This window comes from Kitasatospora sp. NPDC056731 (genome assembly GCF_040687675.1).
Classification (GTDB): Bacteria; Actinomycetota; Actinomycetes; order Streptomycetales; family Streptomycetaceae; genus Kitasatospora.
Map to the genome: position 1 here is coordinate 1 of NZ_JBFBNR010000026.1, position 26,196 is coordinate 26,196.

26 protein-coding genes are annotated in these 26,196 nt (G+C 73.8%); 14 read left to right on the forward strand and 12 right to left on the reverse strand.

Annotated features, from left to right (window positions below):
- Positions 1–120: 120 nt before the first annotated feature.
- The 8 genes from AB0R04_RS24935 to AB0R04_RS24970 form a co-directional block, all read right to left on the reverse strand.
- Positions 121–906, reverse strand: coding sequence for a type III pantothenate kinase (locus tag AB0R04_RS24935; protein WP_063348829.1), 786 nt, complete (start codon positions 904–906; stop codon positions 121–123).
- A gap of 29 nt (positions 907–935) precedes the next feature.
- Entirely contained in the window at positions 936–1,907 is a 972-nt protein-coding gene (gene nadC, locus AB0R04_RS24940) for a carboxylating nicotinate-nucleotide diphosphorylase (protein WP_063348830.1), read from the reverse strand.
- Between the two features lie 4 nt (positions 1,908–1,911).
- A complete protein-coding gene (locus AB0R04_RS24945; RefSeq protein WP_363374837.1) occupies positions 1,912–3,585 on the reverse strand; it encodes an L-aspartate oxidase in 1,674 nt (557 codons plus the stop codon).
- Between the two features lie 16 nt (positions 3,586–3,601).
- Positions 3,602–4,051: an aspartate 1-decarboxylase gene (gene panD, locus AB0R04_RS24950; RefSeq protein WP_363374840.1), complete on the reverse strand. Its 450-nt coding sequence runs from the start codon at positions 4,049–4,051 to the stop codon at positions 3,602–3,604.
- A gap of 103 nt (positions 4,052–4,154) precedes the next feature.
- Entirely contained in the window at positions 4,155–5,060 is a 906-nt protein-coding gene (gene panC, locus AB0R04_RS24955; RefSeq protein WP_363374842.1) for a pantoate--beta-alanine ligase, read from the reverse strand.
- Entirely contained in the window at positions 5,060–6,052 is a 993-nt protein-coding gene (locus tag AB0R04_RS24960) for a DUF2520 domain-containing protein (protein ID WP_363374845.1), read from the reverse strand. The genes panC and AB0R04_RS24960 overlap by 1 nt, the downstream gene beginning before the upstream one ends.
- A gap of 142 nt (positions 6,053–6,194) precedes the next feature.
- Complete coding sequence (locus AB0R04_RS24965; protein ID WP_063348833.1) at positions 6,195–6,884, reverse strand: response regulator transcription factor; 690 nt, start codon at positions 6,882–6,884, stop codon at positions 6,195–6,197.
- A 38-nt stretch (positions 6,885–6,922) separates the two neighbouring features.
- Positions 6,923–8,149 carry a sensor histidine kinase gene (locus AB0R04_RS24970; protein WP_363374848.1) on the reverse strand — a complete coding sequence of 409 codons (1,227 nt, stop codon included), beginning with the start codon at positions 8,147–8,149 and terminating at the stop codon, positions 6,923–6,925.
- A gap of 155 nt (positions 8,150–8,304) precedes the next feature.
- Here AB0R04_RS24970 and AB0R04_RS24975 point away from each other — a divergent pair, with 155 nt between their 5' ends.
- Both AB0R04_RS24975 and AB0R04_RS24980 read left to right on the forward strand, forming a co-directional pair.
- Positions 8,305–9,294, forward strand: coding sequence for an SAM-dependent methyltransferase (locus AB0R04_RS24975; protein ID WP_363374850.1), 990 nt, complete (start codon positions 8,305–8,307; stop codon positions 9,292–9,294).
- A complete protein-coding gene (locus AB0R04_RS24980) occupies positions 9,291–10,460 on the forward strand; it encodes a hypothetical protein (RefSeq protein WP_063348836.1) in 1,170 nt (389 codons plus the stop codon). The genes AB0R04_RS24975 and AB0R04_RS24980 overlap by 4 nt, the downstream gene beginning before the upstream one ends.
- Positions 10,461–10,526: 66 nt before the next feature.
- On the opposite strand, the gene AB0R04_RS24985 is transcribed toward AB0R04_RS24980, so the two are convergent.
- Entirely contained in the window at positions 10,527–11,363 is an 837-nt protein-coding gene (locus tag AB0R04_RS24985) for a hypothetical protein (protein WP_363375007.1), read from the reverse strand.
- Between the two features lie 267 nt (positions 11,364–11,630).
- On the opposite strand from AB0R04_RS24985, the gene AB0R04_RS24990 reads away from it, so the two are divergent.
- The 6 genes from AB0R04_RS24990 (at position 11,631) to AB0R04_RS25015 (ending at position 18,455) form a co-directional block, all read left to right on the forward strand.
- The gene (locus tag AB0R04_RS24990; protein ID WP_363374853.1) at positions 11,631–12,482 is read left to right on the forward strand and encodes a glycerophosphodiester phosphodiesterase; all 852 of its coding nucleotides are present in this window, start codon (positions 11,631–11,633) and stop codon (positions 12,480–12,482) included.
- 97 nt (positions 12,483–12,579) lie between these two features.
- On the forward strand, positions 12,580–13,542 hold the full coding sequence (locus AB0R04_RS24995) for a Ppx/GppA phosphatase family protein (protein WP_363374856.1): 963 nt from the start codon (positions 12,580–12,582) through the stop codon (positions 13,540–13,542).
- Between the two features lie 653 nt (positions 13,543–14,195).
- A complete protein-coding gene (locus tag AB0R04_RS25000) occupies positions 14,196–15,023 on the forward strand; it encodes a sugar phosphate isomerase/epimerase (RefSeq protein ID WP_079136295.1) in 828 nt (275 codons plus the stop codon).
- Between the two features lie 46 nt (positions 15,024–15,069).
- Positions 15,070–15,837: a class I SAM-dependent methyltransferase gene (locus AB0R04_RS25005; RefSeq protein ID WP_363374858.1), complete on the forward strand. Its 768-nt coding sequence runs from the start codon at positions 15,070–15,072 to the stop codon at positions 15,835–15,837.
- A 163-nt stretch (positions 15,838–16,000) separates the two neighbouring features.
- The gene (ilvD, locus tag AB0R04_RS25010; RefSeq protein ID WP_363374861.1) at positions 16,001–17,845 is read left to right on the forward strand and encodes a dihydroxy-acid dehydratase; all 1,845 of its coding nucleotides are present in this window, start codon (positions 16,001–16,003) and stop codon (positions 17,843–17,845) included.
- 79 nt (positions 17,846–17,924) lie between these two features.
- Positions 17,925–18,455 (forward strand): hypothetical protein, encoded by a 531-nt coding sequence (locus AB0R04_RS25015; protein ID WP_363374864.1) that lies wholly within the window; start codon positions 17,925–17,927, stop codon positions 18,453–18,455.
- Between the two features lie 3 nt (positions 18,456–18,458).
- Here the strand turns inward: AB0R04_RS25015 and AB0R04_RS25020 are convergent, their stop codons facing one another.
- Both AB0R04_RS25020 and AB0R04_RS25025 read right to left on the reverse strand, forming a co-directional pair.
- Positions 18,459–19,859: a hypothetical protein gene (locus tag AB0R04_RS25020; protein ID WP_363374866.1), complete on the reverse strand. Its 1,401-nt coding sequence runs from the start codon at positions 19,857–19,859 to the stop codon at positions 18,459–18,461.
- 142 nt (positions 19,860–20,001) lie between these two features.
- Positions 20,002–20,451: a hypothetical protein gene (locus tag AB0R04_RS25025; protein WP_363374868.1), complete on the reverse strand. Its 450-nt coding sequence runs from the start codon at positions 20,449–20,451 to the stop codon at positions 20,002–20,004.
- A gap of 165 nt (positions 20,452–20,616) precedes the next feature.
- Here AB0R04_RS25025 and proC point away from each other — a divergent pair, with 165 nt between their 5' ends.
- The 3 genes from proC to AB0R04_RS25040 all read left to right on the forward strand — a co-directional run bounded on the left by proC (position 20,617) and on the right by AB0R04_RS25040 (position 23,506).
- The gene (proC, locus tag AB0R04_RS25030) at positions 20,617–21,444 is read left to right on the forward strand and encodes a pyrroline-5-carboxylate reductase (protein ID WP_063348845.1); all 828 of its coding nucleotides are present in this window, start codon (positions 20,617–20,619) and stop codon (positions 21,442–21,444) included.
- Between the two features lie 22 nt (positions 21,445–21,466).
- On the forward strand, positions 21,467–22,117 hold the full coding sequence (locus AB0R04_RS25035) for an HAD family hydrolase (protein WP_363374871.1): 651 nt from the start codon (positions 21,467–21,469) through the stop codon (positions 22,115–22,117).
- 192 nt (positions 22,118–22,309) lie between these two features.
- Complete coding sequence (locus AB0R04_RS25040) at positions 22,310–23,506, forward strand: MFS transporter (protein WP_363374873.1); 1,197 nt, start codon at positions 22,310–22,312, stop codon at positions 23,504–23,506.
- A 28-nt stretch (positions 23,507–23,534) separates the two neighbouring features.
- On the opposite strand, the gene AB0R04_RS25045 is transcribed toward AB0R04_RS25040, so the two are convergent.
- Positions 23,535–24,050, reverse strand: a complete 516-nt coding sequence (locus tag AB0R04_RS25045) for a DUF11 domain-containing protein (protein ID WP_063348848.1) — start codon at positions 24,048–24,050, stop codon at positions 23,535–23,537.
- A gap of 120 nt (positions 24,051–24,170) precedes the next feature.
- Between AB0R04_RS25045 and AB0R04_RS25050 the strand changes: the two genes are divergently transcribed.
- The 3 genes from AB0R04_RS25050 to AB0R04_RS25060 all read left to right on the forward strand — a co-directional run bounded on the left by AB0R04_RS25050 (position 24,171) and on the right by AB0R04_RS25060 (position 26,091).
- Complete coding sequence (locus AB0R04_RS25050) at positions 24,171–25,367, forward strand: acetoin utilization protein AcuC (RefSeq protein ID WP_363374874.1); 1,197 nt, start codon at positions 24,171–24,173, stop codon at positions 25,365–25,367.
- A 226-nt stretch (positions 25,368–25,593) separates the two neighbouring features.
- Positions 25,594–25,803, forward strand: a complete 210-nt coding sequence (locus AB0R04_RS25055) for a helix-turn-helix domain-containing protein (RefSeq protein WP_063351305.1) — start codon at positions 25,594–25,596, stop codon at positions 25,801–25,803.
- A 189-nt stretch (positions 25,804–25,992) separates the two neighbouring features.
- Entirely contained in the window at positions 25,993–26,091 is a 99-nt protein-coding gene (locus tag AB0R04_RS25060; protein ID WP_003948845.1) for an AURKAIP1/COX24 domain-containing protein, read from the forward strand.
- The last annotated feature ends 105 nt before the right edge of the window (positions 26,092–26,196 follow it).

Sequence of the window (26,196 nt, forward strand, 5' to 3'; positions counted from 1 at the left end):
TGACCGCGCACTTCGGCTGGAAGCTCCGGGGCCACATCGGCCGCCGTCCGGCGCGGGTGCTGGACGCGACCGGCACCCCGGACGGACCGGGGGGCGCCGACGGTGGGCCCTGGGGGCCGGTCAGGCCGGGCGGTTGCGCTCGAAGACCAGGCGCAGGCCGATCAGGGTGAGCCAGGGCTCGTGGACGTCGATGGTGGAGGCCTCGCCGAGGACCAGGGGGGCCAGCCCGCCGGTGGCGATCACCTGGACGTCGTCCGGGTCCTTGGACAGCTCCTTGGCCATCCGGTCGACCAGGCCGTCGACCTGGCCCGCGAAGCCGTACAGGATGCCGGACTGCATGCCCTCGACGGTGTTCTTGCCGATCACGTTGCGGGGCTTGGCCAGCTCGATCTTGCGCAGCTGGGCGCCGCGGAGGCCGAGCGCCTCGACCGAGATCTCGATGCCGGGGGCGATCGCGCCGCCCACGTAGTCGCCGCGGGCGTTGACGGCGTCGAAGGTGGTGGCGGTGCCGAAGTCGACCACGATGCACGGGCCGCCGTACAGGTGGTTGGCGGCCAGGGCGTTGACGATCCGGTCGGCGCCGACCTCCTTGGGGTTGTCCATCAGGACGTGCACCCCGGTCTTCACGCCGGGCTCCACGATCACCGCGGGGACGTCGCCGTAGTAGCGGCGGGTCACCTCGCGCAGCTCGTGGAGCACGGCGGGAACGGACGAGCAGATCGCCAGGCCCTCCACCGCGGCCTCCCGGACCGCGGTGTGGTTGCCCATCAACCCCTGTAGCAGCACTGCCAGTTCATCGGCCGTGCGGCGCGAATCGGTCGAGATCCGCCAATGTTCCACCACGTCCTCGCCGTCGAACAGGCCGAGCGTGGTCTGGGTGTTGCCGACGTCGATGGTGAGGAGCATGGGGCGCTTTCTGCGAGTCGGGACGAGGGTCAGGCGCGCAGGTCGAGGCCGATGTCCAGGATCGGCGAGGAGTGGGTGAGCGCGCCCACCGCCAGGTAGTCGACACCAGTCTGGGCGACCTCACGCGCGGTGGCCAGGGTCAGGCCGCCGGAGGCCTCCAGCTTCGCCCGGCCGGCCACCAGCTCGACGGCCTCCTTCAGCTGCGGGACGGTGAAGTTGTCCAGCAGGATCAGGTCGGCCCCGGCCGCCAGCACCGGCGGGATCTGCTCCAGGGTGTCGACCTCGATCTCGACCGGCAGGTCGGGGTAGGCGGCCTTGACGGCCCGGAAGGCCTCGGCGACGCCGCCGGCCGCGACCACGTGGTTGTCCTTGACCAGGGCGGCGTCGGACAGGGCCATCCGGTGGTTGGCGCCGCCGCCGCAGCGCACCGCGAACTTCTCCAGCGCGCGCAGGCCCGGGGTCGTCTTGCGGGTGTCCCGGACGACGGCGCCGGTGCCCTCCAGGGCGTCGGCCCAGGCGCGGGTCGCGGTGGCGATGCCGGACAGGTGGCAGAGCAGGTTGAGCGCGCTGCGCTCGGCGGTGAGCAGGTCGCGGGTGCGGGAGCGGACCGACAGCAGCACCTGGCCGGCCTCGACCCGGTCGCCGTCCTGGACGTGCCGCTCGACCTCGAACTCCTCCTCGCAGATCAGCGAGACGACCGCCTCGGCGATCCGCAGGCCGGCCACCACGCCGGCCTGGCGGGCGGTGAAGTCGGCAGTGGCGACGGCCTCGGCGGGCACGGTGGCCACCGAGGTGACGTCCTCGCCGCCGGCCAGGTCCTCGGCCAGCGCCAGGGTGGCGATGTCCTCGACCTCGATCGGGTCCAGTCCGGCCTGCTCCAGCAGCTCGGCCAACTGCGGGTCCAGGCCGGTCTCGTAGCCCTCACCGTCCCCGCAGGCGCAGCCGTCGCCGCAGCCGCCCTGGGCGTCGGCCAGGGGGAGTTCCTCGTGGGAGTGGGTCATGGTTCTACTGCTCCTCAGGGGTGCTGACGGGGTCGCCGGAGGCGGTGAGGGTGGTGATCAGGTGGCGCCGCCAGTGGGCGTCGTCGCGCTCGGGGAAGTCCTCGCGCCAGTGGCAGCCGCGGGTCTCCTCGCGCTGCGCGGCGGCCGCGACCAGCGCGGTGGAGACCAGCAGCAGGTTGGCGACCTCCCAGGTCTCCACCCGCGGGTCGGCGGGCTTCTCCTCGGCGACGTGCGCGTGGGCCTGCTCGGCGAGCAGGGCCAGCCCGGCGGCGGCGCCGGCCATCGAGGCGGCCGAGCGCAGCACGCCGGCGCCGCGCGACATCAGCCGCTGGATCTCGGCGCGCGACTCGGGTGCGGGCAGCGGCACCGGCCGTGCGGCGCGGGCGGCGGCGACGTCCACGGCGCGCTCGGGCAGTTCGTCGCGGTGGTGCCGGTCGGCGAGGTCGGCGGCGATCCGCTCGGCGAAGACCAGGCCCTCCAACAGCGAGTTGGAGGCCAGCCGGTTGGCGCCGTGCACCCCGGTGCAGGCGACCTCGCCGCAGGCGTACAGGCCGGGGACGCTGGTGCGGCCGTGCCGGTCGGTGCGGATGCCGCCGGAGGCGTAGTGCGCGGCCGGGGTGACCGGGATCGGCTCGGTGACCGGGTCGATGCCGTGCGCGCGGCAGGAGGCGAGGATGGTCGGGAAGCGCTGCTCCCACATCTCGGCGCCGAAGTGCCGCCCGTCCAGGTACATGTGCTCGGCGCCCTGCTCCTGCATGCGCCGGGTGATCGCCTTGGCGACGATGTCGCGCGGGGCCAGTTCGGCCAGCTCGTGCTGCCCGAGCATGAAGCGGGTGCCGTGCGCGTCCACCAGGTGGGCGCCCTCGCCGCGGACCGCCTCGGAGACCAGTGGCTGCTGGCCCTCGGCCTCCGGGCCGAGCCAGAGCACGGTCGGGTGGAACTGGACGAACTCCAGGTCGGTGACGGCGGCGCCGGCCCGCAGGGCGAGCGCCACGCCGTCGCCGGTGGAGACCGCCGGGTTGGTGGTGGCGGAGAAGACCTGGCCCATGCCGCCGGTGGCGAGCACCACCGCGCGGGCCCGGACGGCGCCGACGCCGTCGCGCTGGCCCTCGCCCATCACGTGCAGGGTGAGGCCGGCGGCGTGCCCGTCGGCGTCGGTGAGCAGGTCGAGGACGAGGGCGTGCTCGATCAGCTCGACGCCGGGGTCGCTGCGGACGGCTTCCACCAGGGCTCGCGATATCTCGGCGCCGGTGGCGTCCCCGCCGGCGTGCGCGATCCGGCGGCGGTGGTGGCCGCCCTCGCGGGTGAGCAGGATCTCGCCGTCGGTGCCGCGGTCGAAGGCGGCGCCGACGGCGATCAGCCGGCGGACGGCGTCCGGGCCCTCGGTGACCAGGGTGCGCACGGCCTCCTCGTCACAGATCCCGGCGCCGGCCACCAGGGTGTCGTCCAGGTGCTGCGCGGGGGTGTCGCCCTCGCCCAGGGCGGCCGCGATGCCGCCCTGGGCCCAGCGGGTGGAGCCGTCGTCCAGCATCGCCTTGGTGACCACCATGGTCCGCAGACCGGCCTTGCGGGCGTTGAGGGCGACGGTGAGGCCGGCCACCCCGGAGCCGACCACGACCACGTCGGTGGTGGCGGTCCAGCCGGGGGCCGGGGCGGTGAGGCGGTGCGTGGCGGACATGGCGTCAGTGGCTCCTTCAGCGCGCGGCGGTCGGGGCCGCGCCGTTGCCGTCACCGTACGCCTCGTCGCCGCGGAGTAGTCCGGTGCCCTCCGGGGCCTCGGCGGGGTCGCCGCCCAGGCCGGTGATCCGGTTCCGCTCGTCCACGAAGACGATGCTCGGTGCGTAGCCCTTGGCCTCGGCCGTGTCCATCTGCCCGTAGGCGATGAGTATGACCAGGTCGCCGGGGTGGACCAGGCGGGCGGCGGCGCCGTTGATGCCGATCACGCCGGAGCCGCGCGGGCCGGCGATGGTGTAGGTCTCCAGCCGGGCGCCGTTGTCGATGTCGACGATGTGGACCAGCTCGCCGGGGAGCAGGTCGGCGGCGTCGAGCAGGTCCTCGTCCACCGTGACGGAGCCGACGTAGTGCAGGTCGGCCTGGGTCACGGTGGCCCGGTGGATCTTGGACTTGAGCATGGTGCGGAGCATTGCGGGTCACGCCTCCTGTGAGTGCATGCCTAAAGGGGAGCTCTTACCGAACGATTCCGTGCCTGGTGGCCGGCTGCCCAGGCCCTGCCCGGCCGGACAGGACCTAGCGGCAGATGACGTGGACGTTGTCGATCAGGCGGGTGGAACCCACCGTCGCGGCGACGGCCAGCACCGCCGCGCCCTGGAAGTCGTCCGCCGCTTCGCTGAAGTCGTGCGGGTCGACCAGGGCGAGGTAGTCGAGGGTGATGCCTTCGGCCGCGTCCAGGACGGCCGAGGCGGCCTCGCGGACGGCCTCCGGGCCCTGGGCGGCGGCGTCCCGGCCGGCGAACAGCGCCTTGGAGAGGGCGAGGGCCTGCTCGCGCTCGTCGGCGGAGAGGTAGCGGTTGCGCGAGGAGCGCGCCAGCCCGTCCTCCTCGCGGGCGGTCGGCACCCCGACCACCTCGACGTCGAAGTCCAGGTCGGCGACCATCCGCTGGATGATCGCGAGCTGCTGGGCGTCCTTCTCGCCGAAGAACGCGAAGTCCGGGTCGGTGATGTGCAGCAGCTTGGCGACGACGGTCAGCACGCCGTCGAAGTGGCCGGGGCGGGTGGCGCCCTCGAAGCGCTCGCCCATCGGGCCGGCCGACAGGCGCACCTGCGGCCGGCCGTTCGGGTACACCTCGTCGACGGAGGGCGCGAACACCACGTCGGCGCCGTTCTCCTCGGCCAGCTTCACGTCCTCGTCCAGGCTGCGCGGGTAGCGCTCCAGGTCCTCGGCCGGGCCGAACTGCAGCGGGTTGACGAAGACCGTCACCGCCACCCGGCCCTCCTGGCCGACCTGCTTGCGGGCGGCCCGGATCAGCGCGGCGTGGCCCTCGTGCAGCGCGCCCATGGTCATCACGACGGCGTTGTCGACCGGGCGCTCGTCCGGCCAGAACGCGGCCTCGAAGTCGTCCACGGTGCGAGTGACGACGGCTCGGTGGATCTTCGGTGCCCGCTGGGCCCTGACCGGCTGCTTTCCGCGTGCCATTAGTGATTCTCCTCGTTCAGTACGTCCAGCAGCGCCGCCGCCGACGCTTCGTCGATCGTCCCGTTGGCGAGCGCCCGCTGCGCGGTGGCGCGGGCCATCGCGCGGTAGGCCGCCGGGATGTCCGGGGACACCGTACTGAGCTGCGCCAGGTGGCGCCGCACGGTGCCCGCGTCGCCCCGGGCGACCGGGCCGGTGAGGGCCGCGTCGCCGGAGCGCAGGCTGTTGTCCAGGGCGGCGCCGAGCAGCGGGCCGAGCAGCCGGCCGGGCTCGGCGACGCCGGCCGTGCGCAGCAGGTCCATCGCCTGCGCGACCAGGGTGACCAGGTGGTTCGCGCCGTGCGCGAGGGCCGTGTGGTAGAGCGGGCGGACCTGCTCCGGCACCCACTCCGGCTCGCCGCCCATCTCCACCACCAGCGCCTCGGCGACCGGCCGCAGCTCCTCGGGGGCGGTCACCCCGAACGGGCAGCCGGCCAGCCGGTCCAGGTCGACGGAGGTGCCGGTGAAGGTCATCGCCGGGTGCAGCGCCAGCGGCAGCGCCCCGGCCCGGGTGGCGGGCTCCAGGATGCCGACGCCGTGCGCGCCGGAGGTGTGCACCAGCAGCTGCCCGGGGCGGACGGCGCCGGTCGCGGCGAGGCCGGCCACCAGGTCGGCCAGTGTGTCGTCCGGCACGGTGAGCAGCACCAGGTCGGCGGCGGCCAGCACCTGCGGCGGGGTGACGATCCGCACCCCCGGCAGCAGTGCCTCGGCGCGGCGGCGGGAGGTGGCGGACACCCCGGAGGCGGCGACCACGGTGTGCCCGGCGAGCTGCAGGGCGGCGCCCAGTGCCGGGCCGACCCGGCCGGTGCCGACCACGCCGACGGCCAGCCGGGCCGGGCGGTTGCCGGGGTCGGTCGGGTCGTCGGGGTAGCTCGGGTGGCTCGGATCGCCGAAGCCGTCGGCGAGCGGGGCGAACCCGCCGTCGGCGGCGTGGTCGGCACTGTCGGACGTGTTCACGGCCCGGCCCTCGTCCTTAGCTCCTCGTTCCGGTCCTCTTCGGGTACCGGACGTACCGGCCCATTCTACGGGCGCTCAGCCGGTCCTCCACGGGGTGCTCCACGGGGTCCTCCACGGGACGCCCGGGGGTGCCCGGGGCCGCTCAGTCCGTCGCCCCGGCCCGGATCAGCCCGGCCTCGTAGGCGAGCACCACGGCCTGGACCCGGTCGCGCAGGCCGAGCTTGGCCAGGATCCGGCCGACGTGCGTCTTCACGGTGGCCTCGGAGAGCACCAGCCGGGCCGCGATCTCGCCGTTCGACAGCCCCTGGGCGACCAGCAGGAACACCTCCCGCTCCCGCTCGGTCAGCGGCCCGAGGGCGTCCGAGCCGGGCGCGCTCTGCGGGGTCGGCAGCACCTCGGCGAAGCGGTCGATCATGCGGCGGGTGGTGGTCGGCGCGACCACCGCGTCCCCGCCGTGCACCGCGCGGATCGCGGCCACCAGCTCGGTCGGCGGGACGTCCTTGAGCAGGAAGCCGCTGGCGCCGGCCTTGAGCGCGGCGAAGGCGTACTCGTCCAGGTCGAAGGTGGTCAGGATGAGCACGTGCGGGGCGTTGGGCACGGGGCTGCCGTCCTCGGCCAGGCAGATCCGGCGGGTGGTCTGCACCCCGTCCAGGCGCGGCATCCGCACGTCCATCAGGATCACGTCCACCTGGGTGTGCCGCAGCTCCTCCAGGGCCCGGGCGCCGTCGCCGGCCTCGGCGACGATCTCGATGTCGCCCTGCGACTGCAGGATCATCCGGAAGCCGGTGCGCAGCAGTTCCTGGTCGTCGACGAGCATCACGCGGATGGTCAAGGTGGCTCCTTCGGGGGGGCGTCGGGGGGACCGGGGGGTTAGTGGGCCGCCTTGAGCGGCAGGATGGCGCGGATCCGGAAGCCGCCGCCGGGGCGGGGGCCCACGTCGAGGCTGCCGCTGACCATGCCGACCCGCTCGCGCATGCCGATCAGGCCGTGGCCGAGGCCGTCCGCGCCGCCGACGGCCAGTTGCTCGTCGGTGCTGCCTCGGCCGTCGTCCTCGACCAGGACGGCCAGCTCGCGCTCGCCGAAGTCGACCGCGACCCGGGCGTGCACGTCGGGGCCGCCGTGCTTGCGGACGTTGGTCAGCGCCTCCTGGACGATCCGGTAGACCGTCAGCTCGACGCCGCGCGGCAGCTCGCGCGGATGCCCGGAGGTCGCGTAGTCCACCTGCAGCCCGGCCGTGCGGACCTGCTCCAGCAGCTCCGGCAGCTCCTCGACGCCCGGCTGCGGCACGTACTCCTCGGCGGTGTCGGCGGTGCGCAGCACGCCCAGCAGGCGGCGCATCTCGACCAGCGCCTGCCGGCCGGTGGACGCGATCGTGCCGAGCGCCTCCTTCGCCTGCTGCGGCGAGTTGTCGAGCACGTACGCGGCGCCGTCGGCCTGGACGATCATCACCGAGACGTTGTGCGCGACCACGTCGTGCAGCTCGCGGGCGATCCGGGCGCGCTCGGCGGCCACCGCGACCTTGGACTGGGCGTCCCGCTCGCGTTCCAGCCGGGCGGCGCGGTCCTCCAGCTCGGTCAGGTAGGCGCGGCGCACCCTGGTCAGCCGGCCCCATGCCCAGCACAGGATGAACGGGGTGCTCATCAGCAGCGTGATCAGCGCCGCCTCGCCGAAGGAGTACGGGCGGGTGTGGTAGTCCCCGGCGCCGTTGGCGACCGTCTTCAGCGGGTGGAGCTGCCAGAACACCAGGGGCCCGGCGGCCAGCCCGGCGACCAGTGCCAGCCGGGACGTCCACTTCTGGCCGAAGGCGGCGCCGGTGTACGCGAACACCAGGTAGGCGAGGGAGGAGGCGGCCGGGAGGACGTCGGCGGCCACCTGGCCGAGGCCGAGGCCGGTGGCGGCCGCCACGGTGATGTCGGGGAAGCGCCGGCGGAAGACCATGAGCGCGGGCAGCAGCACCGCGATCAGGATCTGTGCGTCGAAGCGCCAGCCGTCGCTGAAACTGTCGTTCGGCAGCAGGCCGACGAAGAGCACCATCGCAGCCCAGGCGGCGTCGACCACCACGGGGTGACGGCGGAGCCAGGCGTTGAGTCGATGCACGTCTCCAGCCTAGGCAGTCACCTGGCGTGTTCAGGTCCGCCGGTAGGGCGATCCGTCCTACTCCGTAGGTCGGAGACGCACCGTACCGGTGGGGAGGGCGCGCCCGGCTGCGGGTAGCGTCCCGCGCTATGACTTGGATGCGGTGGGCGCCTGCCATGGAGCAGGCCCTGTACGACCCGGACGGCGGCTTCTACCGCAGGTCGGAGGGTCCGGCCGGGCACTTCCGCACCTCGGTGCACGCCTCGCCGCGGTTCGCCCGCGCGGTGGCCCGGCTGCTGCTGGAGGTTGACGCCGCCCTAGGCCGTCCGGAGGAGCTGGCCCTCGTCGATGTCGGGGCCGGACGTGGTGAACTGCTCACCGGGGTGCTGGCCGAACTGCCCGGCGAGGTGCTGGCGCGGCTGCGCCCGTACGGCGTGGAGATCGCGCGGCGCCCGGCGGGCCTGCCGTCCACAGCCCTGTGGACGGACGAGGTGCCGCGCGGCGTCACCGGGCTGCTGTTCGCCAACGAATGGCTGGACAACGTGCCGCTGGACGTCGGCGAGGTCGACGACGGCGGGGTGCTGCGCTACCGGGAGGTGGACACCGCGACCGGCTCGGAGCGGCTCGGCGGGCCAGCCTCGGCGGCCGACGCGGCCTGGGCCGAGCGCTGGTGGCCGGTCGGGCACCCCGGGGACTCCGTGGAGTTCGGCGGTACCCGGGACGCCGCCTGGGCGCGGGCCGTCGCCGGGCTGGAGCGCGGCCTGGCCGTCGCCGTCGACTACGGGCACACCGCCGACCGGCGCCCGCTGTTCGGCACCCTGACCGGCTTCCGGGGCGGCCGCGAGGTGGCGCCGGTGCCGGACGGCTCCTGCGACGTCACCGCGCACGTCGCCCTGGACTCCGTCGCCGCACCCGGCCTCCACAGCCTGTGGACAACCCAGCGGGACGCCCTGCGCGCCCTCGGCGTGAGCGGCGCCCGGCCGCCGCTCGCGCTCGCCTCCAGCGACCCGGCCGGCTACCTGCGGGCGCTCGGCGGGGCCGGCGAGGGCGCCGAACTGACCGACCCGGCCGGGCTCGGCGCGTTCGGCTGGCTCGCCCAGGCCGTCCGCATGCCGGTACCGGAGGCCCTGGCCGCCCTGCCGGGGTGGCAGACTCTGACCCCATGAGGGAGACCACGGTCGGCATCGGGGCGGGAGCCGAGAACTTCACCGGCGAGGCGGGCACCACCGACATGGTGCTCAACATCGGCCCGCAGCACCCCGCCACGCACGGCGTGCTGCGGCTGCGGCTGGTGCTCGACGGCGAGCGGATCATCACCGCCGAGCCGGTGATCGGCTACATGCACCGGGGCGCGGAGAAACTGTTCGAGGCCCGCGACTACCGGCAGATCATCATGCTGGCCAACCGGCACGACTGGCTCTCCGCCTTCGGCAACGAGCTCGGCGTCGTCCTCGGCGTCGAGCGGATGCTCGGCATGGAGGTCCCCGAGCGGGCGGTGTGGATCCGCACCCTGCTCGCCGAACTCAACCGGGTGCTCAACCACCTGATGTTCCTCGGCTCCTACCCGCTGGAACTCGGCGGCATCACCCCGATCTTCCACGCCTTCACCGGCCGCGAGGACCTCCAGCACGTCCTGGAGGAGGCCTCCGGCGGGCGCATGCACTACATGTTCAACCGGGTCGGCGGCCTCAAGGAGGACCTCCCGGCCGGCTGGCTCGGCCGCGTCCGCACCGCCGTCGCCACCGTCCGCTCCCAGCTGCCGGTCTTCGAGGACCTCGTCCTCGGCAACGAGATCTTCCGCGCCCGCACCGCCGGCGTCGGCATCCTCACCCGGGCCCAGGCCCAGGCGTACGGCGTCAGCGGCCCGATCGCCCGCGCCAGCGGCCTCGACCTCGACCTGCGCCGCGACGAGCCCTACCTCGCGTACGACTCCGACGAGCTGCGGCAGGTGCTCACCGTGGTCACCCGCGAGGAGGGCGACTGCCTGGCCCGGTTCGAGTGCCTGCTGGAGCAGACCCTCAACTCGCTGGACCTCGCCGTCGCCTGCCTCGACAAGATCGCCACCCTGCCGCCCGGCCCGGTCAACCAGCGGCTGCCCAAGGTGCTCAAGGCCCCCGAGGGCAGCACCTACTCCTGGACCGAGAACCCGCTCGGCATCAACGGCTACTACCTGGTCTCGCGCGGCGACAAGACGCCGTGGCGGCTCAAGCTGCGCTCGGCGTCGTTCAACAACGTCCAGGCGCTGACCGAGCTGCTGCCCGGGACGCTGGTCGCGGACATGGTGGCGATCCTCGGGTCGATGTTCTTCGTCGTCGGGGACATCGACAAGTAGGGCCCGGCCCTTCGCGGGCCGGGCCTGCGCAGGTCCCGTGCTTTTTGGGCCCGGTGCTTCCCGGGCTCAGCCCTTCTTCGGCCGCTTGGCCGGGTCGGCCGGGTGCGGGGCCACCTTGCGGTCGCCCTTGGTGGCGATCCGCTCCGCGCACAGGCCGGCCAGCACGTCGTACGCCGCCTTGCCCATCAGCTCGGTCAGCTCGGGGCGGTAGCTGACGTACACCGGGTCCGGCCCCTGGTGCGCCGCCGGGCTGCCGGTGCACCACCAGTGCAGGTCGTGGCCGCCCGGGCCCCAGCCGCGGCGGTCGTACTCGCCGATCGAGACCTGGAGGTAGCGGGTGTCGTCCGGCCGGTCGATCCAGTCGTAGGTGCGGCGGACCGGCAGCTGCCAGCAGACGTCCGGCTTCGTCTCCAGCGGCTCCCGGCCCTCCTTGAGCGCCAGCGCGTGCAGCGCGCAGCCGGCGCCGCCCGCGAAGCCGGGGCTGTTCACGAAGATGCACGCCCCGCCGACCCGGCGGGTCTGGCGGTCGCCGTCCTCGTCGAGCATGGTGATGCCGCCGTCGGACGTGATCCGGCCCGCGGCGTCGGTGCCGTGCGCGAAGTTCTCCCACAGCTCGGGCGTCAGCCGCGCCGCGTGGCCGAGGACGCGCTTCTCGTCGTCCTCGTCCGAGTAGTGCGCGCCCAGCGTGCAGCAGCCGTCCGACTCGCCGCGGCCCTCGCGGATGCCGTGGCAGCCCTGGCCGAAGACGCAACCCCAGCGGGAGGTCAGCCAGGTGAGGTCACAGCGGAACACCTGCTCCTCGTCGTCGGGGTCGGCGAACTCGACCCAGGCGCGCGGGAAGTCGAGCGGGACCTCGTCACGCGGGATCCCGCCGAGCGGGGTCTCGCCGCGCAGGGTCGGCATCGCCAGGTCGACGGGGGCGGGGGAGGCCTTGGACTTCTTCTTGGACGTTTCTGCTGGTGCCACCCGGCAAGGGTAGAGCCTTCGGGCCGGCCGGCCGGGACCCGTCCGGGTGATCCGGGGTGCGCCGTGGCGTCGGCGAGGGCCGGCCGACCGCAGGCTGGAGGGAACCAGGCGGCGCTGTCGGGTTGTCAGATCAGTTTGATGATCTCGCGTTGACCCGTATTGGATGCCCTGGAACACCCCGGATCACCACTGGAGCACCGAGCCGTGACCGCCTCGCCCCGCGCCGCCCACACGGCCGTCCTCGCCGCCCTCGCGGTCCTGGCCGCCGGGTGCGCCTCCGCGCCCGCGCTGCGGGCCCGGACGGCCGCCGCCGCTCCGCTGTGCGACGCCCCGGTGGTGATCGGTCACCGGGGCGCCCCGCGCAACGCCCCCGAGAACACCATGGCCTCCTTCGAAACCGCCCTCGACCAGGGCGCCGACTGGCTGGAGACCGACGTCCAGACCACCAGGGACGGCGTCCCGGTGCTGATGCACGACCCCACGGTGGACCGCACCACCAACGGCAAGGGCGCCGTCGCCGACCTCACCGCCGCCCAGATCGCCGCCCTGAGGGTGACCGTCGGCCCCGGCCCCACCGAGCCCGTCCCCACCCTCCAGGAACTGCTCAAACGCCTCTCCGACAGCAACGCCACCCTGCTGATGGAGATCAAGTGGCAGCGTGCCGAGGACGTCACCCGGATCGCCCGGATCGCCGCCGCCAGCGGTGCCCGGGTCGTCCTCTACTCGTTCTCGGCGGAGCACCTGCGCCAGGCCCACGCCGCCGCGCCCGCCCTGCCGGTCGTGCTGATCCAGGGCTCCGCGATCGCCGAGGACCCGGGTGACCTGCCGCTGCGCGGCATCGCCCTGGACGCGGCGCTGGCCAGTGCCTCCCGGATCGCCGCCGAGCGCAAGGCGGGCCGCGAGGTGTACGTCTGGACGCTCGACGACGAGGAGTCCTGGCAGCTGATGTCGGCCCGGGACGCGGACGGCCTGATCACCGACACCCCGGGCCGGGCCCGCCGCTGGGTGGACACCAACTGCCGCCCCGAGCGCCGGGCCGGACCGCGCGGCCACTGAGGGCGTCCGGTCGCCGGAGGCGGGGTACGGGCGGGACCAGTGTGAAGACGGTCGAGACCGGTTTCGCCCGGGGCCGGATCGCGTAGCGTGGAGAGTTATGCGACTCGGTGTACTCGACGTAGGTTCCAACACCGTCCACTTCCTCGTGGTGGACGCCCATCCGGGTGCCGCCCCGCTGCCGGCGTACTCGCACAAGGCCGAGCTGCGGCTGGCCGAACTGCTCGACGACGACGGCGCGATAAGCGAGGCAGGCGTCGAGCGGCTGGTCGGCCACATCGCCTCGTCGCTGCGGGTCGCGGAGGACAAGGGCGTCGTCGACATCCTGCCGTTCGCCACCTCCGCCGTCCGGGAGGCCGCCAACGGCGAGGAGGTGCTGCGCCGGGTCGCCACGGAGACCGGGGTGGAGCTGCGGGTGCTGTCCGGGCAGGACGAGGCCCGGCTCACGTTCCTGGCCGTCCGGCGCTGGTTCGGCTGGTCCTCGGGCCGACTGCTCAACCTGGACATCGGCGGCGGCTCGCTGGAGATCGGCTGCGGTCAGGACGAGCAGCCCGACGTCGCCTGCTCGCTGCCGCTGGGCGCCGGTCGGCTCACCGCCCGCTGGCTGCCCGGCGACATCGCCGACCCGGACGGGCTGCGCGGGCTGAGACGCCACATCCGGGCCGAGATGGCCACCGTCGTGGGCGAGGTCGCCCGGCTCGGCGCGCCGCAGCACGCCGTCGCCACCTCCAAGACCTTCAAGCAGCTGGCCCGGATGACCGGCGCCGCCCCCGCCGACGCCGGCCCGTACGCCGACCGCCGGCTCACCCGCAGCGGGCTGTCCGCCTGGCTGCCGCGACTGTCCTCGATGACCGTCGAGGAACGGGCGCGGATCCCCGGCGTCTCCGAGGGCCGCGCCAAGCAGCTGCTGGCCGGGGCACTGGTCGCGGACGCCGCGATGGACCTGTTCGGCCTCGACGAGCTGGACGTCTGCCCGTGGGCGCTGCGCGAGGGCATCATCCTGCGCCGCCTGGACGCCATGGACGGCGCCGCCGACCGCCGCCGCCCGGCCCTCACCCCGTAGGGCCCGCGCGCCGCAGGGCTCCACACCGTGGGCCCCATGGCCCGTCCGGCGGCTCCCGCCGGGGCCGGCCGGGGATCCGGTCCCGTTCGGAGCGCGGTCCGCTTACGCTGTCTCCCGTGGCGCAACCAGCGGGCGAGGACGGGACGCGGGAGGGCCGCGCTCCCGGGGACGGGCAGCCGCGGCCGGACGGCCCGCGCCGCAAACTCGGCAAGGCCGTCAAGGGTGCCACCGGGGCGCAGGCCGCGAAGGCCGTCGAGGCGGCCCGGCGCACCGGGCGCAAGAGCGCGGCGCGCAAGGCCGCCGAGCAGCCGTCCGCGCCCGAGGCGAAGACGCCCGCGGGGGACACGTCCGAGGCGAAGACGACCGCCGGGACGAAGCCCGCCGGGACGAAGCCCGAAGCGCGGAAGCCCGCCGGGACGAAGCCCGAAGCGAGGAAGCCCGCCGGGACGAAGCCTGCCGGGACGAAGCCTGCCGGGGCGAAGCCCGACGCGCGGAAGCCCGGAACGCGGAAGGCCGCCGCGACGGCCGCCCCTCGGGAGACCCGTACCGCCCGGGCCGCCGGCGCCGCCAAGGCCGCCGTCCAGTCGGTGCGCTCGGTCAAGGCCGCCCGGCGCGACGCCGCCCGCCCGCCGCTGCTGCGCACCACCGACCGGCTGGTACTGCCCTCGCACCCGGCCCTGCACATCCCCGACACCAAGGTGGTCCTGTCCACCGCGTCGGTGTACCCGGCGGGCACCGCCGTCGCCTTCGAGCTGGCCGCCAAACTCGGCTACGACGGGGTCGAGGTGATGGTCTGGAACGACCCGGTCAGCCAGGACATCGACGCCCTGCGCCGCCTCTCCGACGCCCACCAGCTGCCGATCCTGGCCGTGCACGCGCCCTGCCTGCTGATCACCCAGCGGGTGTGGACCACCGACCCGTGGACCAAGCTGGTCCGGGCCCGGGCGGCGGCCGAGAAGCTCGGCGCGAGCGCCGTCGTGGTCCACCCGCCGTTCCGCTGGCAGCGCCAGTACGCCCGGGACTTCGTGACGGGCATCAACCGGATGGCGGGCGAGACCGACGTCCGCTTCGCGGTGGAGAACATGTACCCGTGGCGCTACCGCGACCGCGAGGTACTGGCCTACGCGCCGGGCTGGGACGTCACCGACGAGGAGTACCGGCACTTCACCATCGACCTCTCGCACGTCGCCACCTCCCGGATCGACGCGTTCGCCATGGTCGAGCGGATGGGCGACCGGCTCGCCCACATCCACCTCGCCGACGGCAGCGGCTCCGGCAAGGACGAACACCTGATCCCGGGCCGCGGCAAGCAGCCCTGTGCCGAACTGCTGGAGCACCTGGCCCGTACCGGTTTCGACGGCCACGTGGTGCTGGAGGTCAACACCCGCCGCTCCGCGTCCCCCGCCGAACGCGAGGCCGACCTGGCCGAGGCGCTCGCCTTCACCCGCTTGCACCTGGCCACCCCCTCGCGCGTACGCTGAGGAGCCGCGCCCGGCTGGGTGCGAACTTCCTTGGGTAGGGGGAGAGATGACGGATCAACAGGGCTTCCGGGAGATCGCCGAGAGCTTCGGCGGGGTCGCCGCCGAGTACGACCGGGGCCGCCCCGGCTACCCGGACGGGCTGTTCGAGGCGCTGGAGCGGTTGTCCGGCCGCAGCCTCAAGGGCGCCCGGGTGCTGGACATCGGCGCCGGCACCGGCATCGCCACCCGGCTGCTGGCCGCGCGCGGCGCCGACGTCGTCGCGGTGGAGCCCAACGCGGGCATGGCCGCCCAGTTCCTGGCCTCCTCGCCGGGCCTGCCGCTGGTCAGGGCCGGCGGTGACGAACTGCCGTTCCACGACGACTCCGCGGACCTGATCAGCTACGCCCAGTCCTTCCACTGGACCCGCACCGAACGGGCCATCCCCGAGGCGATCCGGGTGCTGCGGCCCGGCGGCGCCCTCGCCGTCTGGTGGAACGTGCACGACGAGACCGTGCCCTGGGTCCGGGCCCGGGTGGAGCGGCTGAGCGCCGCGCTGCCCAACTACCACGGCTACGGCCGGGTCGCCGAGTTCACCGCCCTCCTCGCCCCGGCCGGGCTGACGGTCGAACGCGCGGTGCTGCGCTGGGAGCGGCGGGCCACCGTCGACCACGTGCTCGACGACCTGGTCTCCCGCTCGTTCATGGCCGCGCTCTCCCCGGCCGAGCGCGAACCGGTGCTGGCCGTCGAGCGGCAGGCGATGATCGCCGAGTTCCCCGACGGCTGGGTGGTCGAGCCCTACGTCCTGGAGCTGGCGGTGGGCATCACCCCGGCCTGACCTGCGCCTTGCCCGACCCGCGCCCGGACGGCCCGCCCGCGTGCCCGCATCGCGGACGGACCGTCCGCCGCCTGGACGGCGGGCGTAGGCTCGGTAGCCACAGCGGCCCCCGCATCCTCCTACCGGCGGGGCGCCGGCGAGAGCCCCGAAGGAGTGGAGCACAGTGCCCGAGCTGAGGTCCCGTACGGTCACCCACGGTCGCAACATGGCAGGCGCCCGGGCGCTTCTCCGGGCCGCCGGCGTAGCCCGCGAGGACTTCGGCAAGCCGATCATCGCGGTCGCCAACTCCTTCACCGAGTTCGTCCCGGGCCACACCCACCTCCAGCCGGTCGGCCGGATCGTCTCCGAGGCGATCAAGCAGGCGGGCGGCATCCCGCGCGAGTTCAACACCATCGCCGTGGACGACGGCATCGCGATGGGCCACAGCGGCATGCTCTACTCGCTGCCCTCGCGCGACCTGATCGCCGACTCGGTCGAGTACATGGTCAACGCGCACTGCGCCGACGCGCTGATCTGCATCTCCAACTGCGACAAGATCACCCCCGGCATGCTGATGGCCGCGCTGCGCCTGAACATCCCGACCGTCTTCGTCTCCGGCGGCCCGATGGAGGCCGGCAAGGCCACCCTCGTCGACGGCACCGTGCGCAGGCTCGACCTGATCGACGCGATCTCCCAGGCGGCCAACGAGAACGTCTCCGACGAGGACATCGCGATCATCGAGGAGAACGCCTGCCCCACCTGCGGCTCGTGCTCCGGCATGTTCACCGCCAACTCGATGAACTGCCTCACCGAGGCCATCGGCCTCTCGCTGCCCGGCAACGGCTCCGTCCTCGCCACCCACACCGCCCGCAAGGCCCTGTACGAGCGGGCCGGGCGGGCGGTCGTCGAGATCGCGGACCGCCACTACGGCCAGGACGACGCCTCGGTGCTGCCCCGCGCGATCGCCACCCGCGCCGCCTTCGAGAACGCCATGGCCCTGGACATCGCCATGGGCGGCTCGACCAACACCATCCTGCACCTGCTCGCCGCCGCCCAGGAGGCCGAGCTGGACTTCGACCTGCGGGCCATCGACGCCGTCTCCCGCCGGGTGCCCTGCCTGTCCAAGGTCGCGCCCAACGGCTCGTACTACATGGAGGACGTGCACCGGGCCGGCGGCGTCCCCGCCATCCTCGGCGAGCTGTACCGCGGCGGAATGCTCAACGAGGACGTCCACACCGTCCACTCCGACTCGCTCGCCGAGTGGCTCAAGACCTGGGACGTGCGCGGCGGTTCGCCCTCCGCCGAGGCCGTCGAACTGTGGCACGCCGCCCCCGGCTGCGTCCGCTCCGCCGAGGCCTTCTCGCAGTCCGAGCGCTGGGAGTCGCTGGACACCGACGCCGCCAAGGGCTGCATCCGCAGCGTCGAGCACGCCTACTCGGTCGAGGGCGGCCTCGCCGTCCTGCACGGCAACCTCGCCGAGGACGGCTGCATCGTGAAGACCGCCGGCGTCGACGAGTCGATCTGGACCTTCAGCGGCCCGGCCGTGGTCGTCGAGTCCCAGGACGACGCCGTCGAGGCGATCCTCGCCAAGCGGGTCAAGGAGGGCGACGTCGTCGTCATCCGCTACGAGGGCCCCAAGGGCGGCCCGGGCATGCAGGAGATGCTCTACCCGACGTCCTTCCTCAAGGGCCGCGGCCTCGGCAAGGCCTGCGCGCTGGTCACCGACGGCCGCTTCTCCGGCGGCACCTCCGGCCTGTCCATCGGCCACGCCTCCCCGGAGGCCGCCTCCGGCGGCACCATCGCCCTGGTCGAGGACGGCGACACCATCGCCATCGACATCCCCGGCCGGAGCATCTCCCTGGAGGTGCCCGACGAGGTCCTGGCCGAGCGCCGCCGCGCCCTGGAGGCCGCGGGCGGCTACCGCCCGAAGAACCGCGACCGCCAGGTCAGCCAGGCCCTGCGCGCCTACGCCGCGATGGCCACCTCCGCCGACAGGGGCGCCGTCCGCGACGTCACCAAGCTCGGCTGAGCCCCGCGGCACCGCAGCACCGCAGGAGCCGTCCCGCAGGCCGGGGCGGCTCCTCGCGCGTTGGGTGATAATCGACCCCGTGAGCGAGCAGCCCCCCACCCCCGTACCCAAGCCCGCCGGCGCCCCCGAGCCGGAGCCGATCCGCTGGTTCGGCACCAGCTGGGTGAACCGGGACAACGGTTACTGGCCGCGCCGCGTCGCCGTGTCGGCCGGTGCGCTGGTCGCGACCGCCGTCGCCGTCCTGCTGCTGCGCTTCGGGGTCGAGGGCGTCGCCCTCTCCGACGGCGGCGGCTTCCTGAACGGACTGCTGACGGCCGCGATCGCGGTCTGCTCGATGATGTGCGTCATGCGCACCTGGAAGGTCCTCACCGAGGGCAAGGACCAACTGAGCGGCTGGATGGCCGAGGACAAGTCGCTCGGCGCGGTCTGGCTCATCGGCGGCGCCGGCAGCCTGGCCGCCTACTTCGCCCGCAGCCTGGTCGAGGCCCCCGGCGAGGCGGTCAGGCGCTCCTCGTACGAGCGGGCCGTCGCCCAGTACGAGAAGCGCCAGGCGGGCCGCAGCGGCCGGCCCGGCACCAAGGCGCCGGGCCGGGGCAAGCGCCGGGGCTGAGCCTCAGAGGCGGCTGGCCGCGCCGCACTCGTCGCGGGTCGACAGGTCCTTGCGGCGGTCGTACGGGTCGGTCGTGGGGCCGGTCGGACGGCTGCCCGGGGCGTCCGGCGACTGCGCCGCGAACTGGTCGAACTCCGGGTGGTAGTAGCCGTCGTAGACGTCGCAGGACGAGTTGGCGGATTCCGACCCGCCGCCCTCGCCGAACACGAGCTTCTTCGGGTTGACCCGGTAGCGGGCCGGATCGTAGAAACGGAAGTTCTCGACCCGGCGCACGATCGTGCGCGTGGTCCAGGTGTCCCCGGCCACGTCGGCCGCCGGCACCAGCAGACCCACCGGCACCAGCAGACCCACCGGCACCAGCAGACCCACCGGCTTGGCCGTGCCGTCCTTCGGCGCGGCCGGCTTCGTCGGCGGCTGCCCGCCCGTCGGTGGCTGGGGTGACGCGGCGCGCTTGGCGGCGTCCGGGCCGGGGCGCATCGCGTACACGTAGCTGAAGTCGGCGTGGACGAGGAGGCCCTTGTCCCCGTCGCCCTCGAAGGTGATCCGGCCCTGCACCTTGACCGTGTCGCCCACCTGGACGGCCTCGCGCTGGTCGAAGCGGCTGAACCAGGTGGTCGGGTCGGTGTCCTTGGCGGGGTTGGCCAGCGCGTTGATCGCGCGGTCCCGGTCCTCCCGGTCCAGCAGCGCCAGGGCGGCTTCCGGCCGGCCGCCCGCGATCACCTGCGGGTCCAGGTTGGCGGCGGTCAGGTAGTCCTTGACCAACTGCAGCTGGGCGCCCACCTGTTCGGCGGAGAACACGCCGGTGGCCCGGGCGTCGGGCAGGGCGAAGGCCTCCGCGCCGTTCGGCCAGCCCTCGGCGACGGAACCGGCCCACGGGTGGTCCACGGTCGGCTGCTGCTCGTCGACCTTCGGCGGCGCGGCGGTCGGCTGGGCCGTCTCCGGGGCGACGGTGGGCACGGGGGTGTGGGCGTTCGAGGAGCCCCCGCCGTAGTGGTCGGAGTACCAGCTGCGCAGCCCGTCGAGGTTCAGGGCCGCGAGCAGCACCGCGATGGTCAGCACGACGTACAGCGGCGCGCGCCAGTCCAGCCGGCGGCGGCGCGGGCGCGGGTTGCCCCAGGGGTCGGTCACCGGGGGCTTCGGCGTGCGGCCGAACCGGCGGCCGGCCTTGGCTGGGCCGTCGTTGACCGAGCGGCGGCCGCCCGGGTCGACCGGCGGGGTGTGCTTCCATCGGGCGGCCAGCATCCGGGTGCGCCCGGACTGCTCGGTGACGGCGGCCCCCTTGACGAACTCCTCGTCCAGGACGAGGTCGGCGAACGGGTCCTTCCCGCCCGCTCCGGACGGGTCGGACCCGCCCGGCTCACGGCCCTCGGTGGGGCGCGGTTGTGGATCTTCGGCTATCGGCATCGCGCCAGTATGCCGACGGGGTGTGACGATTCGTCGATCGGGGGCACACCTTGTGGTGAACTCGTGCGCGGGCGCGGCGATCCGTCCCGGTCTGTTCCGTTCCGGCCGGGTCCGGTCGAGTCCGGGCCGCCCTGCGGGGGCGTCACTCCTTGGTGCGGGCCTGCTTCACCGACCCCACGATCCCGGCGACGGCCAGCAGGATGCCGGCCGGCAGCAGCGCCAGGAAGAACGCGCCGAACAGGCCCGCGTCCCCGAGCAGCAGCTGCGCCAGCATGTCCAGCACCAGCAGCCCGCCGGCCGCCGGGAGGGCCGACTGCCACGGGTGGTCGTTCGCCCAGCGGCGCAGCCGCCGTTCGGAGGTGTCGCGGCGCAGCTGCCCGCCGACGGTGCCGACCAGGAAGAAGAAGAACAGGGCCCAGCCGGCCGGCCCGGCCAGCATGCCCAGTGACCAGTGCCCGGAGATCGCGTCGATCCCCAGGGCGGTCGCACCCACCACCGCACCGACCCCCGCGGCCGTCCGCCACGGTCCCACGGTCGCCGAGGCGACGGCGAGTTGCCGGTTCTCACGTCGGGACATTTCGTCGTGTGCCATGACTCCACGGTGCTCCCGCGCGGCGCCGGAGGCCATAGGGGAAACCCCCGAGATTCTCCCTAGGGACGAGGTCGGGCAACTCGTCGCCGACCACGGGCTGGACGGTCCCGGCGGGTGCCCCCGCGCGGTGCGAGGATGGCCGCAGTACCGAGGTAAGGAGCGGCCATGGGCGCCAGCGCAGCACACGGACAGAAGATCGCCTTCCTGGGCACGGGCAAGATCGGCGAGGCCCTGCTCTCCGGCCTGCTGCGGGCCGGCAAGGACCCGGCGGACGTCCTGGTGACCGCCCGCCGCCCCGAGCGCGCCGCCGAACTCGCCGCCCGCTACGGCGTGGTGGCCGCCTCCAACGCCGAGGCCGCCAAGCTCGCCGACACCCTGATCCTCGCCGTCAAGCCGCAGGACATGGGCACCCTGCTGGAGGAGCTGGCCCCGCACGTCGGCGCGGACCGGCTGGTGATCTCGGCCGCGGCCGGCATCCCCACCGCCTGGTTCGAGGAGCGGCTGGCGGCCGGCACCCCGGTGGTCCGGGTGATGCCCAACACGCCGGTCCTGGTGGACGAGGGGATGAGCGTCATCTCCGGCGGCTCGCACGCCACCGAGGAGCACCTGGAGCGGGCCGAGGAGATCTTCAGCTCGGTCGGCAAGGCGCTGCGGCTGCCCGAGGCCCAGCAGGACGCGGCCACCGCGCTCTCCGGCTCCGGCCCGGCCTACTTCTACTTCCTGGTCGAGGCGATGACCGACGCCGGCATCCTGCTCGGCCTGCCCCGGCAGGTGGCGCACGACCTGATCGTGCAGTCCGCGATCGGCGCCTCGGTGATGCTGCGCGACTCCGGCGAGCACCCGGTGAAGCTGCGCGAGGCAGTCACCTCCCCGGCCGGCACCACGATCGCGGCCATCCGCGAGCTGGAGAACCACGGGGTGCGGGCCGCGCTGCTGGGCGCCCTGGAGGCGGCCCGGGACCGCTCCCGGGAGCTCGCCTCCGGGGGCAAGTAGCCGACTGGGTAGGCTCGACGGCATGGCCTACGACCTGGTGATCTTCGACAACGACGGTGTCCTGGTGGACAGCGAGCCGCTCTCCAACCGGGTGCTGGCCGCGTACCTGACCGAACTCGGCTACCCGACCACGGTCGAGGACTCCTACCGGGACTTCATGGGCTGCGCCGCCCACCGCATCCACGACGTGATCGCCGAGCGGCACGACGGCGCGACGCTGCCGGAGGGCTTCGACGAGCTGTTCCACGGCAGGGTCTTCGACGCGTTCGGCACCGAGCTGACGGCCGTCCGGGGTGCGGAGCAGCTGCTGAAGGAACTGCGGCAGCGCTCCGTCCCCTACTGCCTGGCCTCCTCGGCGCACCACGTGTGGATCCGCACCGCGCTGGACGTCACCGGCCTGCGCGGGTACGTCGCCGAGGAGCGGATCTTCAGCGCCCAGGACGTCGGCGTGGGCAAGCCCGCGCCGGACCTCTTCCTGCACGCCGCCCGCACCCTCGGCGTCGACCCGGCCCGCTGCCTGGTCGTCGAGGACAGCCCCAACGGCGTGCTGGCGGCCCGGGCCGCGGGCATGGACGTGTACGGCTACACCGCGCTCACCGACCCGGCGAAGCTGACCGCCGCCGGGGCCACCGGGCTGATCGCCGACCTCTCCGAGGTCACCGCCCTGCTCTGACCTGCCCTGCTCCGGCCCCTTCCGCTCTGACCCGCCCTGCTCTGACCCGCCCTGTTCCGACCCGTTCCGCCCGGCCCTGCGCCCGGCCTTCCGTCCGACGGCGGAAAGTCCCTGCGCGACCCCTCCCGCAATCGCGGTCCACCGCCTACGCTCTCGCCAACATCGTCGTACCGGCCAGTAGCGAGGTCCGTCATGAGTGCCGCGTCACCCGCGATCCCGCCCGGCCTGCGCGCCGGGCGGGCCGCGCTCGCCGTCAGCTTCCTGCTCCAGGGCACCACCTTCGCGCTGCTGGTCACCTGCATTCCGGAGATCCAGCACCGGTACGGGCTGAGCGACGCGCTGCTGCCGCTGTTCCTGGCCGCGGTGCCGATCCTCGCCGGGGTCGGCTCGATCACCTCCGAGCAGCTGGTGAAGCGCACCGGCGCACGGGCCGTGCTGCGGGTCGTCCAGCCGCTGGTCTGCCTCAGCCTCGCGGGCGCCGGCCTCGGCGACACGCTCTGGCAACTCGCCGTCGCGCTCGGGGCGTTCGGCCTGCTGGTGGGCGCGCTCGACGCGAGCATGAACATGCTGGGGGTGGGCCTGCAGCACCGCTACGGCCGCTCGATCATGATCGGCTTCCACGCCGCGTTCAGCCTCGGCGGCATCCTCGGGGCGGCCCTCGCCGGCCTCGGCTCGCACTATGACCTCGGCCTGCCAGTGCTGTTCGGCACGGCCGCGGCGGTGATCGCCCCGCTGGCCCTGCTGACCGGCGCCCGATTCGCCGGACCGGCCGAACTCGGGGACGCCGTACGGGAGGCCGCCGAGGCCGCCGCGCGGTCCATCCCCTGGCGGCCGCTGCTGCCGCTGTGCCTGGCGATGGCGTTCGCGTACATCGCCGACGCCTCGGTCTCCAACTACAGCGTCAAGTACCTCACCGACGGCCTGGGCAGCGCCGCGGATGTCGCCAAGCTGTCCTACCTCGGCTACATGGTCGCGATGCTGCTGGGCCGCGCGCTGGGCGACCGCGCCGTGCAGCGCTGGGGCGCCGTCCCGGTGGTCCGGGCCGGTGCCGGGCTGGCCGCGCTCGGCTTCGCGCTGGCCGCCGCCGCGCCCACCGCCTGGGTGGGGATCGCCGGTTTCACCGTGCTCGGCTTCGGCATCTGCGCGATCATCCCGCAGGTGTTCGCGGCCGGGGGCCGGCTGTTCCCGGCCGACTCGGACGCCGCGGTGGCCCGGCTGAACCTCTTCAACTACGTGGGTTTCCTGATCGGTTCGCCGCTGGTCGGGACGATCGCCGACGCGAGTTCGTACCGCTGGGCGCTGCTCGCCCCGATGCTGCTGGTGCTCGCCGTCCTGCCGCTGGCCGAGCGCTTCGCCCCGGCTCCGGCGCTCGCCCCCGCCACGGTGTGACGGGGGCGAGGGCGAGCGGGACGGGAGGTCAGCCGATCACGGTGGCCAGCTCGGGCAGGCCGTTGGCCCACAGCTGGTCCTTGATGCCACCACCCGACTGGTAGTACTCGTAGTAGACGTACGGTGCCCAGTTCAGGGTGTACGGCCCGGTCCAGGTCGGGGCCGAGGTGATCTGGACGGTGACCGCGACGGTGCGGGTCTCGCCCGGGGCGATCGGCGCCCGGAAGTGGAAGTTCGCGTTGTTCCCGCCGAAGGCGCAGTCGGTGGAGTCACCGGAGCACCCGGTGACCGTGAACGCGCCGGCCTGCTGGTTGGCCGGCCAGATCGGCTGGATGTACTCGTAGGCGAAGTAGATGTCGGTGGTCTCGGTGTTGGTGAGCGAGAGCGTCAGGGTCAGCTGGTCGCCCGGCGCCGCCGTCTTCTTGTCGACGGCGAACGAGCTGCCGCTGACCGCGGCGGAGGCCGGCTGGGCGGCAAAGAGCAGGCCAAGTCCCAGTAATGCAGCGAGAATTACCCCAAGGCGTTGCGCGCTGAATGGCTTCATGGCGGAGAGGATATGAAGTCGTGAAGGTTTTGTCTGTAGGGCCTCCGCGGGGGCCCTGAGCCCCGCCCTCGGCGCGCCCTGGACAAGGCCCGGCCACCCCCACCCGCTACGGTGGAGGCCATGCCCGACGCCGAGCGTGACACCCCCTGCGGCCTGCACCTCTTCTGGGACGAGGCCGTCACCGCCTACGACTTCGGCCCCGGCCACCCGATGGACCCGACCCGGCTGGCGCTCACCATGCGCCTGGTCGAGGCCCTCGGACTGGACGCCGGGCCCGGGGTGACGGTGCGGGCCGCACCGCCCGCCGGCGAGTCCACCCTGCGGCTGGTGCACACCCGGGAGTACGTCGAGGCGGTCAAATACGCCGCCGCCCACCCCGACGAGTCGGATCCCCGGCACGGGCTCGGCACCGACGACAACTGGGCCTTTCCCGCGATCCATTCGGCCTCCGCGCTGATCGCCGGTCAGTCCGTGGCCGCCGCCGAGGCGGTCTGGCACGGGGAGACCCCGCACGCGGTGAACTTCGCCGGCGGACTGCACCACGCGATGCCCGGCAAGGCCTCCGGCTTCTGCGTCTACAACGACCCGGCGCTGGCCGTCGCCCGGCTGCTCGAACTCGGCGCCGAGCGGGTCGCCTACGTCGACGTGGACGTCCACCACGGGGACGGTGTCCAGCAGGCCTTCTGGAACGACCCCAGGGTGCTCACGATCTCGCTCCACGAGCACCCCGCCACGCTCTTCCCGCAGACCGGCTGGCCCACCGAGACCGGCGGCCCGGACGCCCCCGGCTCCGCCGCCAACCTGCCGCTGCCGGCCGGCACCGGCGACGCCGGCTGGCTGCGCGCCTTCCACGCCGTGGTGCCCGAACTGCTCACCGCCTTCCGCCCGCAGGTCCTGGTCACCCAGCACGGTGCCGACACCCACCTGGAGGACCCGCTCGCCCACCTCGCCGTCACGCTGGACGCCCAGCGGATGATCGCCGAGGAACTGCACGACCTCGCCCACCAGCTCACCGGCGGCCGCTGGATCGCCACCGGCGGGGGCGGCTACGCCGTCGTGGACGTCGTCCCGCGCACCTGGACCCACCTGGTCGCCACCGCCGCCGGACGGCCCGTCGACCCGGCCACCGAGACCCCCGAGTCCTGGCGCGCCGAGGTCTACCGCCGCACCCGCCGGCCCGCCCCGCTGCGGATGACCGACGGCGCCCGTCCGGTCTGGCGCGACTTCGACGCGGGTTACGATCCGGCCGACCGACTCGATCAGGCCATCCTCGCCAGCCGCCGCGCGGTGTTCCCCCACCTCGGACTCCTGGCCTGAGACCGGCCTCCCGGCCCAGGTGCGGGTGGGCCGTGCGTATGCCCGCTCCCGCGTTCCGCCGAGTGACTACGTACTGCAACAGTCCTATCTCTCACCGTACGAGGACCGCACCTCCCCTCTTCCCACTGGTACCACCCATAACTACTCTGGGGATACACGTGTGCCGGTGGAGTCACCGGAGGGGAAGCCGGTGCCTTGCACACGGGTGAAGGGTCGGGTGATGGTCATGAGTTCCGGCGAACGCCCCTTGCAGGAAGTCGTCTTCCTGACCGTGGCGGAGGTTGCCTCGGTCATGCGGGTGTCGAAGATGACGGTGTACCGGTTGGTGCACAGCGGAGAGCTGCCGGCCATCAGGGTCGGGCGGTCCTTCCGGGTGCCCCAGCAGGCGGTGCACGAGTACCTCAAGGAGTCCTACGTGAGGCTTGAGAGCGCGTAGTTCCGGGTGGGCGGGGGTGGGGCCGCAGCTGCGGATCCCACCCCCGTTCGCCGGGGATTCCCCGCGAGTTTCCCGGTCACCGGGAGCACGATTACGGCCCAGGGCCCGTGGACGGTAGGCTAGGCCGTCCGTCAGTCGTATGGACTCCGTCTCTCACGGGCGCGAGTCTCAGTGAGCGAGGGTTGTTCCGTGGGCTCTGTCATCAAGAAGCGTCGCAAGCGTATGGCCAAGAAGAAGCACCGCAAGCTTCTGAAGAGGACCCGCGTTCAGCGTCGCAACAAGAAGTAAGCGCCCCCGGCCGCGCTCAGCGCGCCCGGCGCTTCCACCGCCCGCCCAGGCCTCGGCCTGGGCGGGCGGTGTCGTTTCACGGCCCGGCAGGGCGGCGCGGTACGG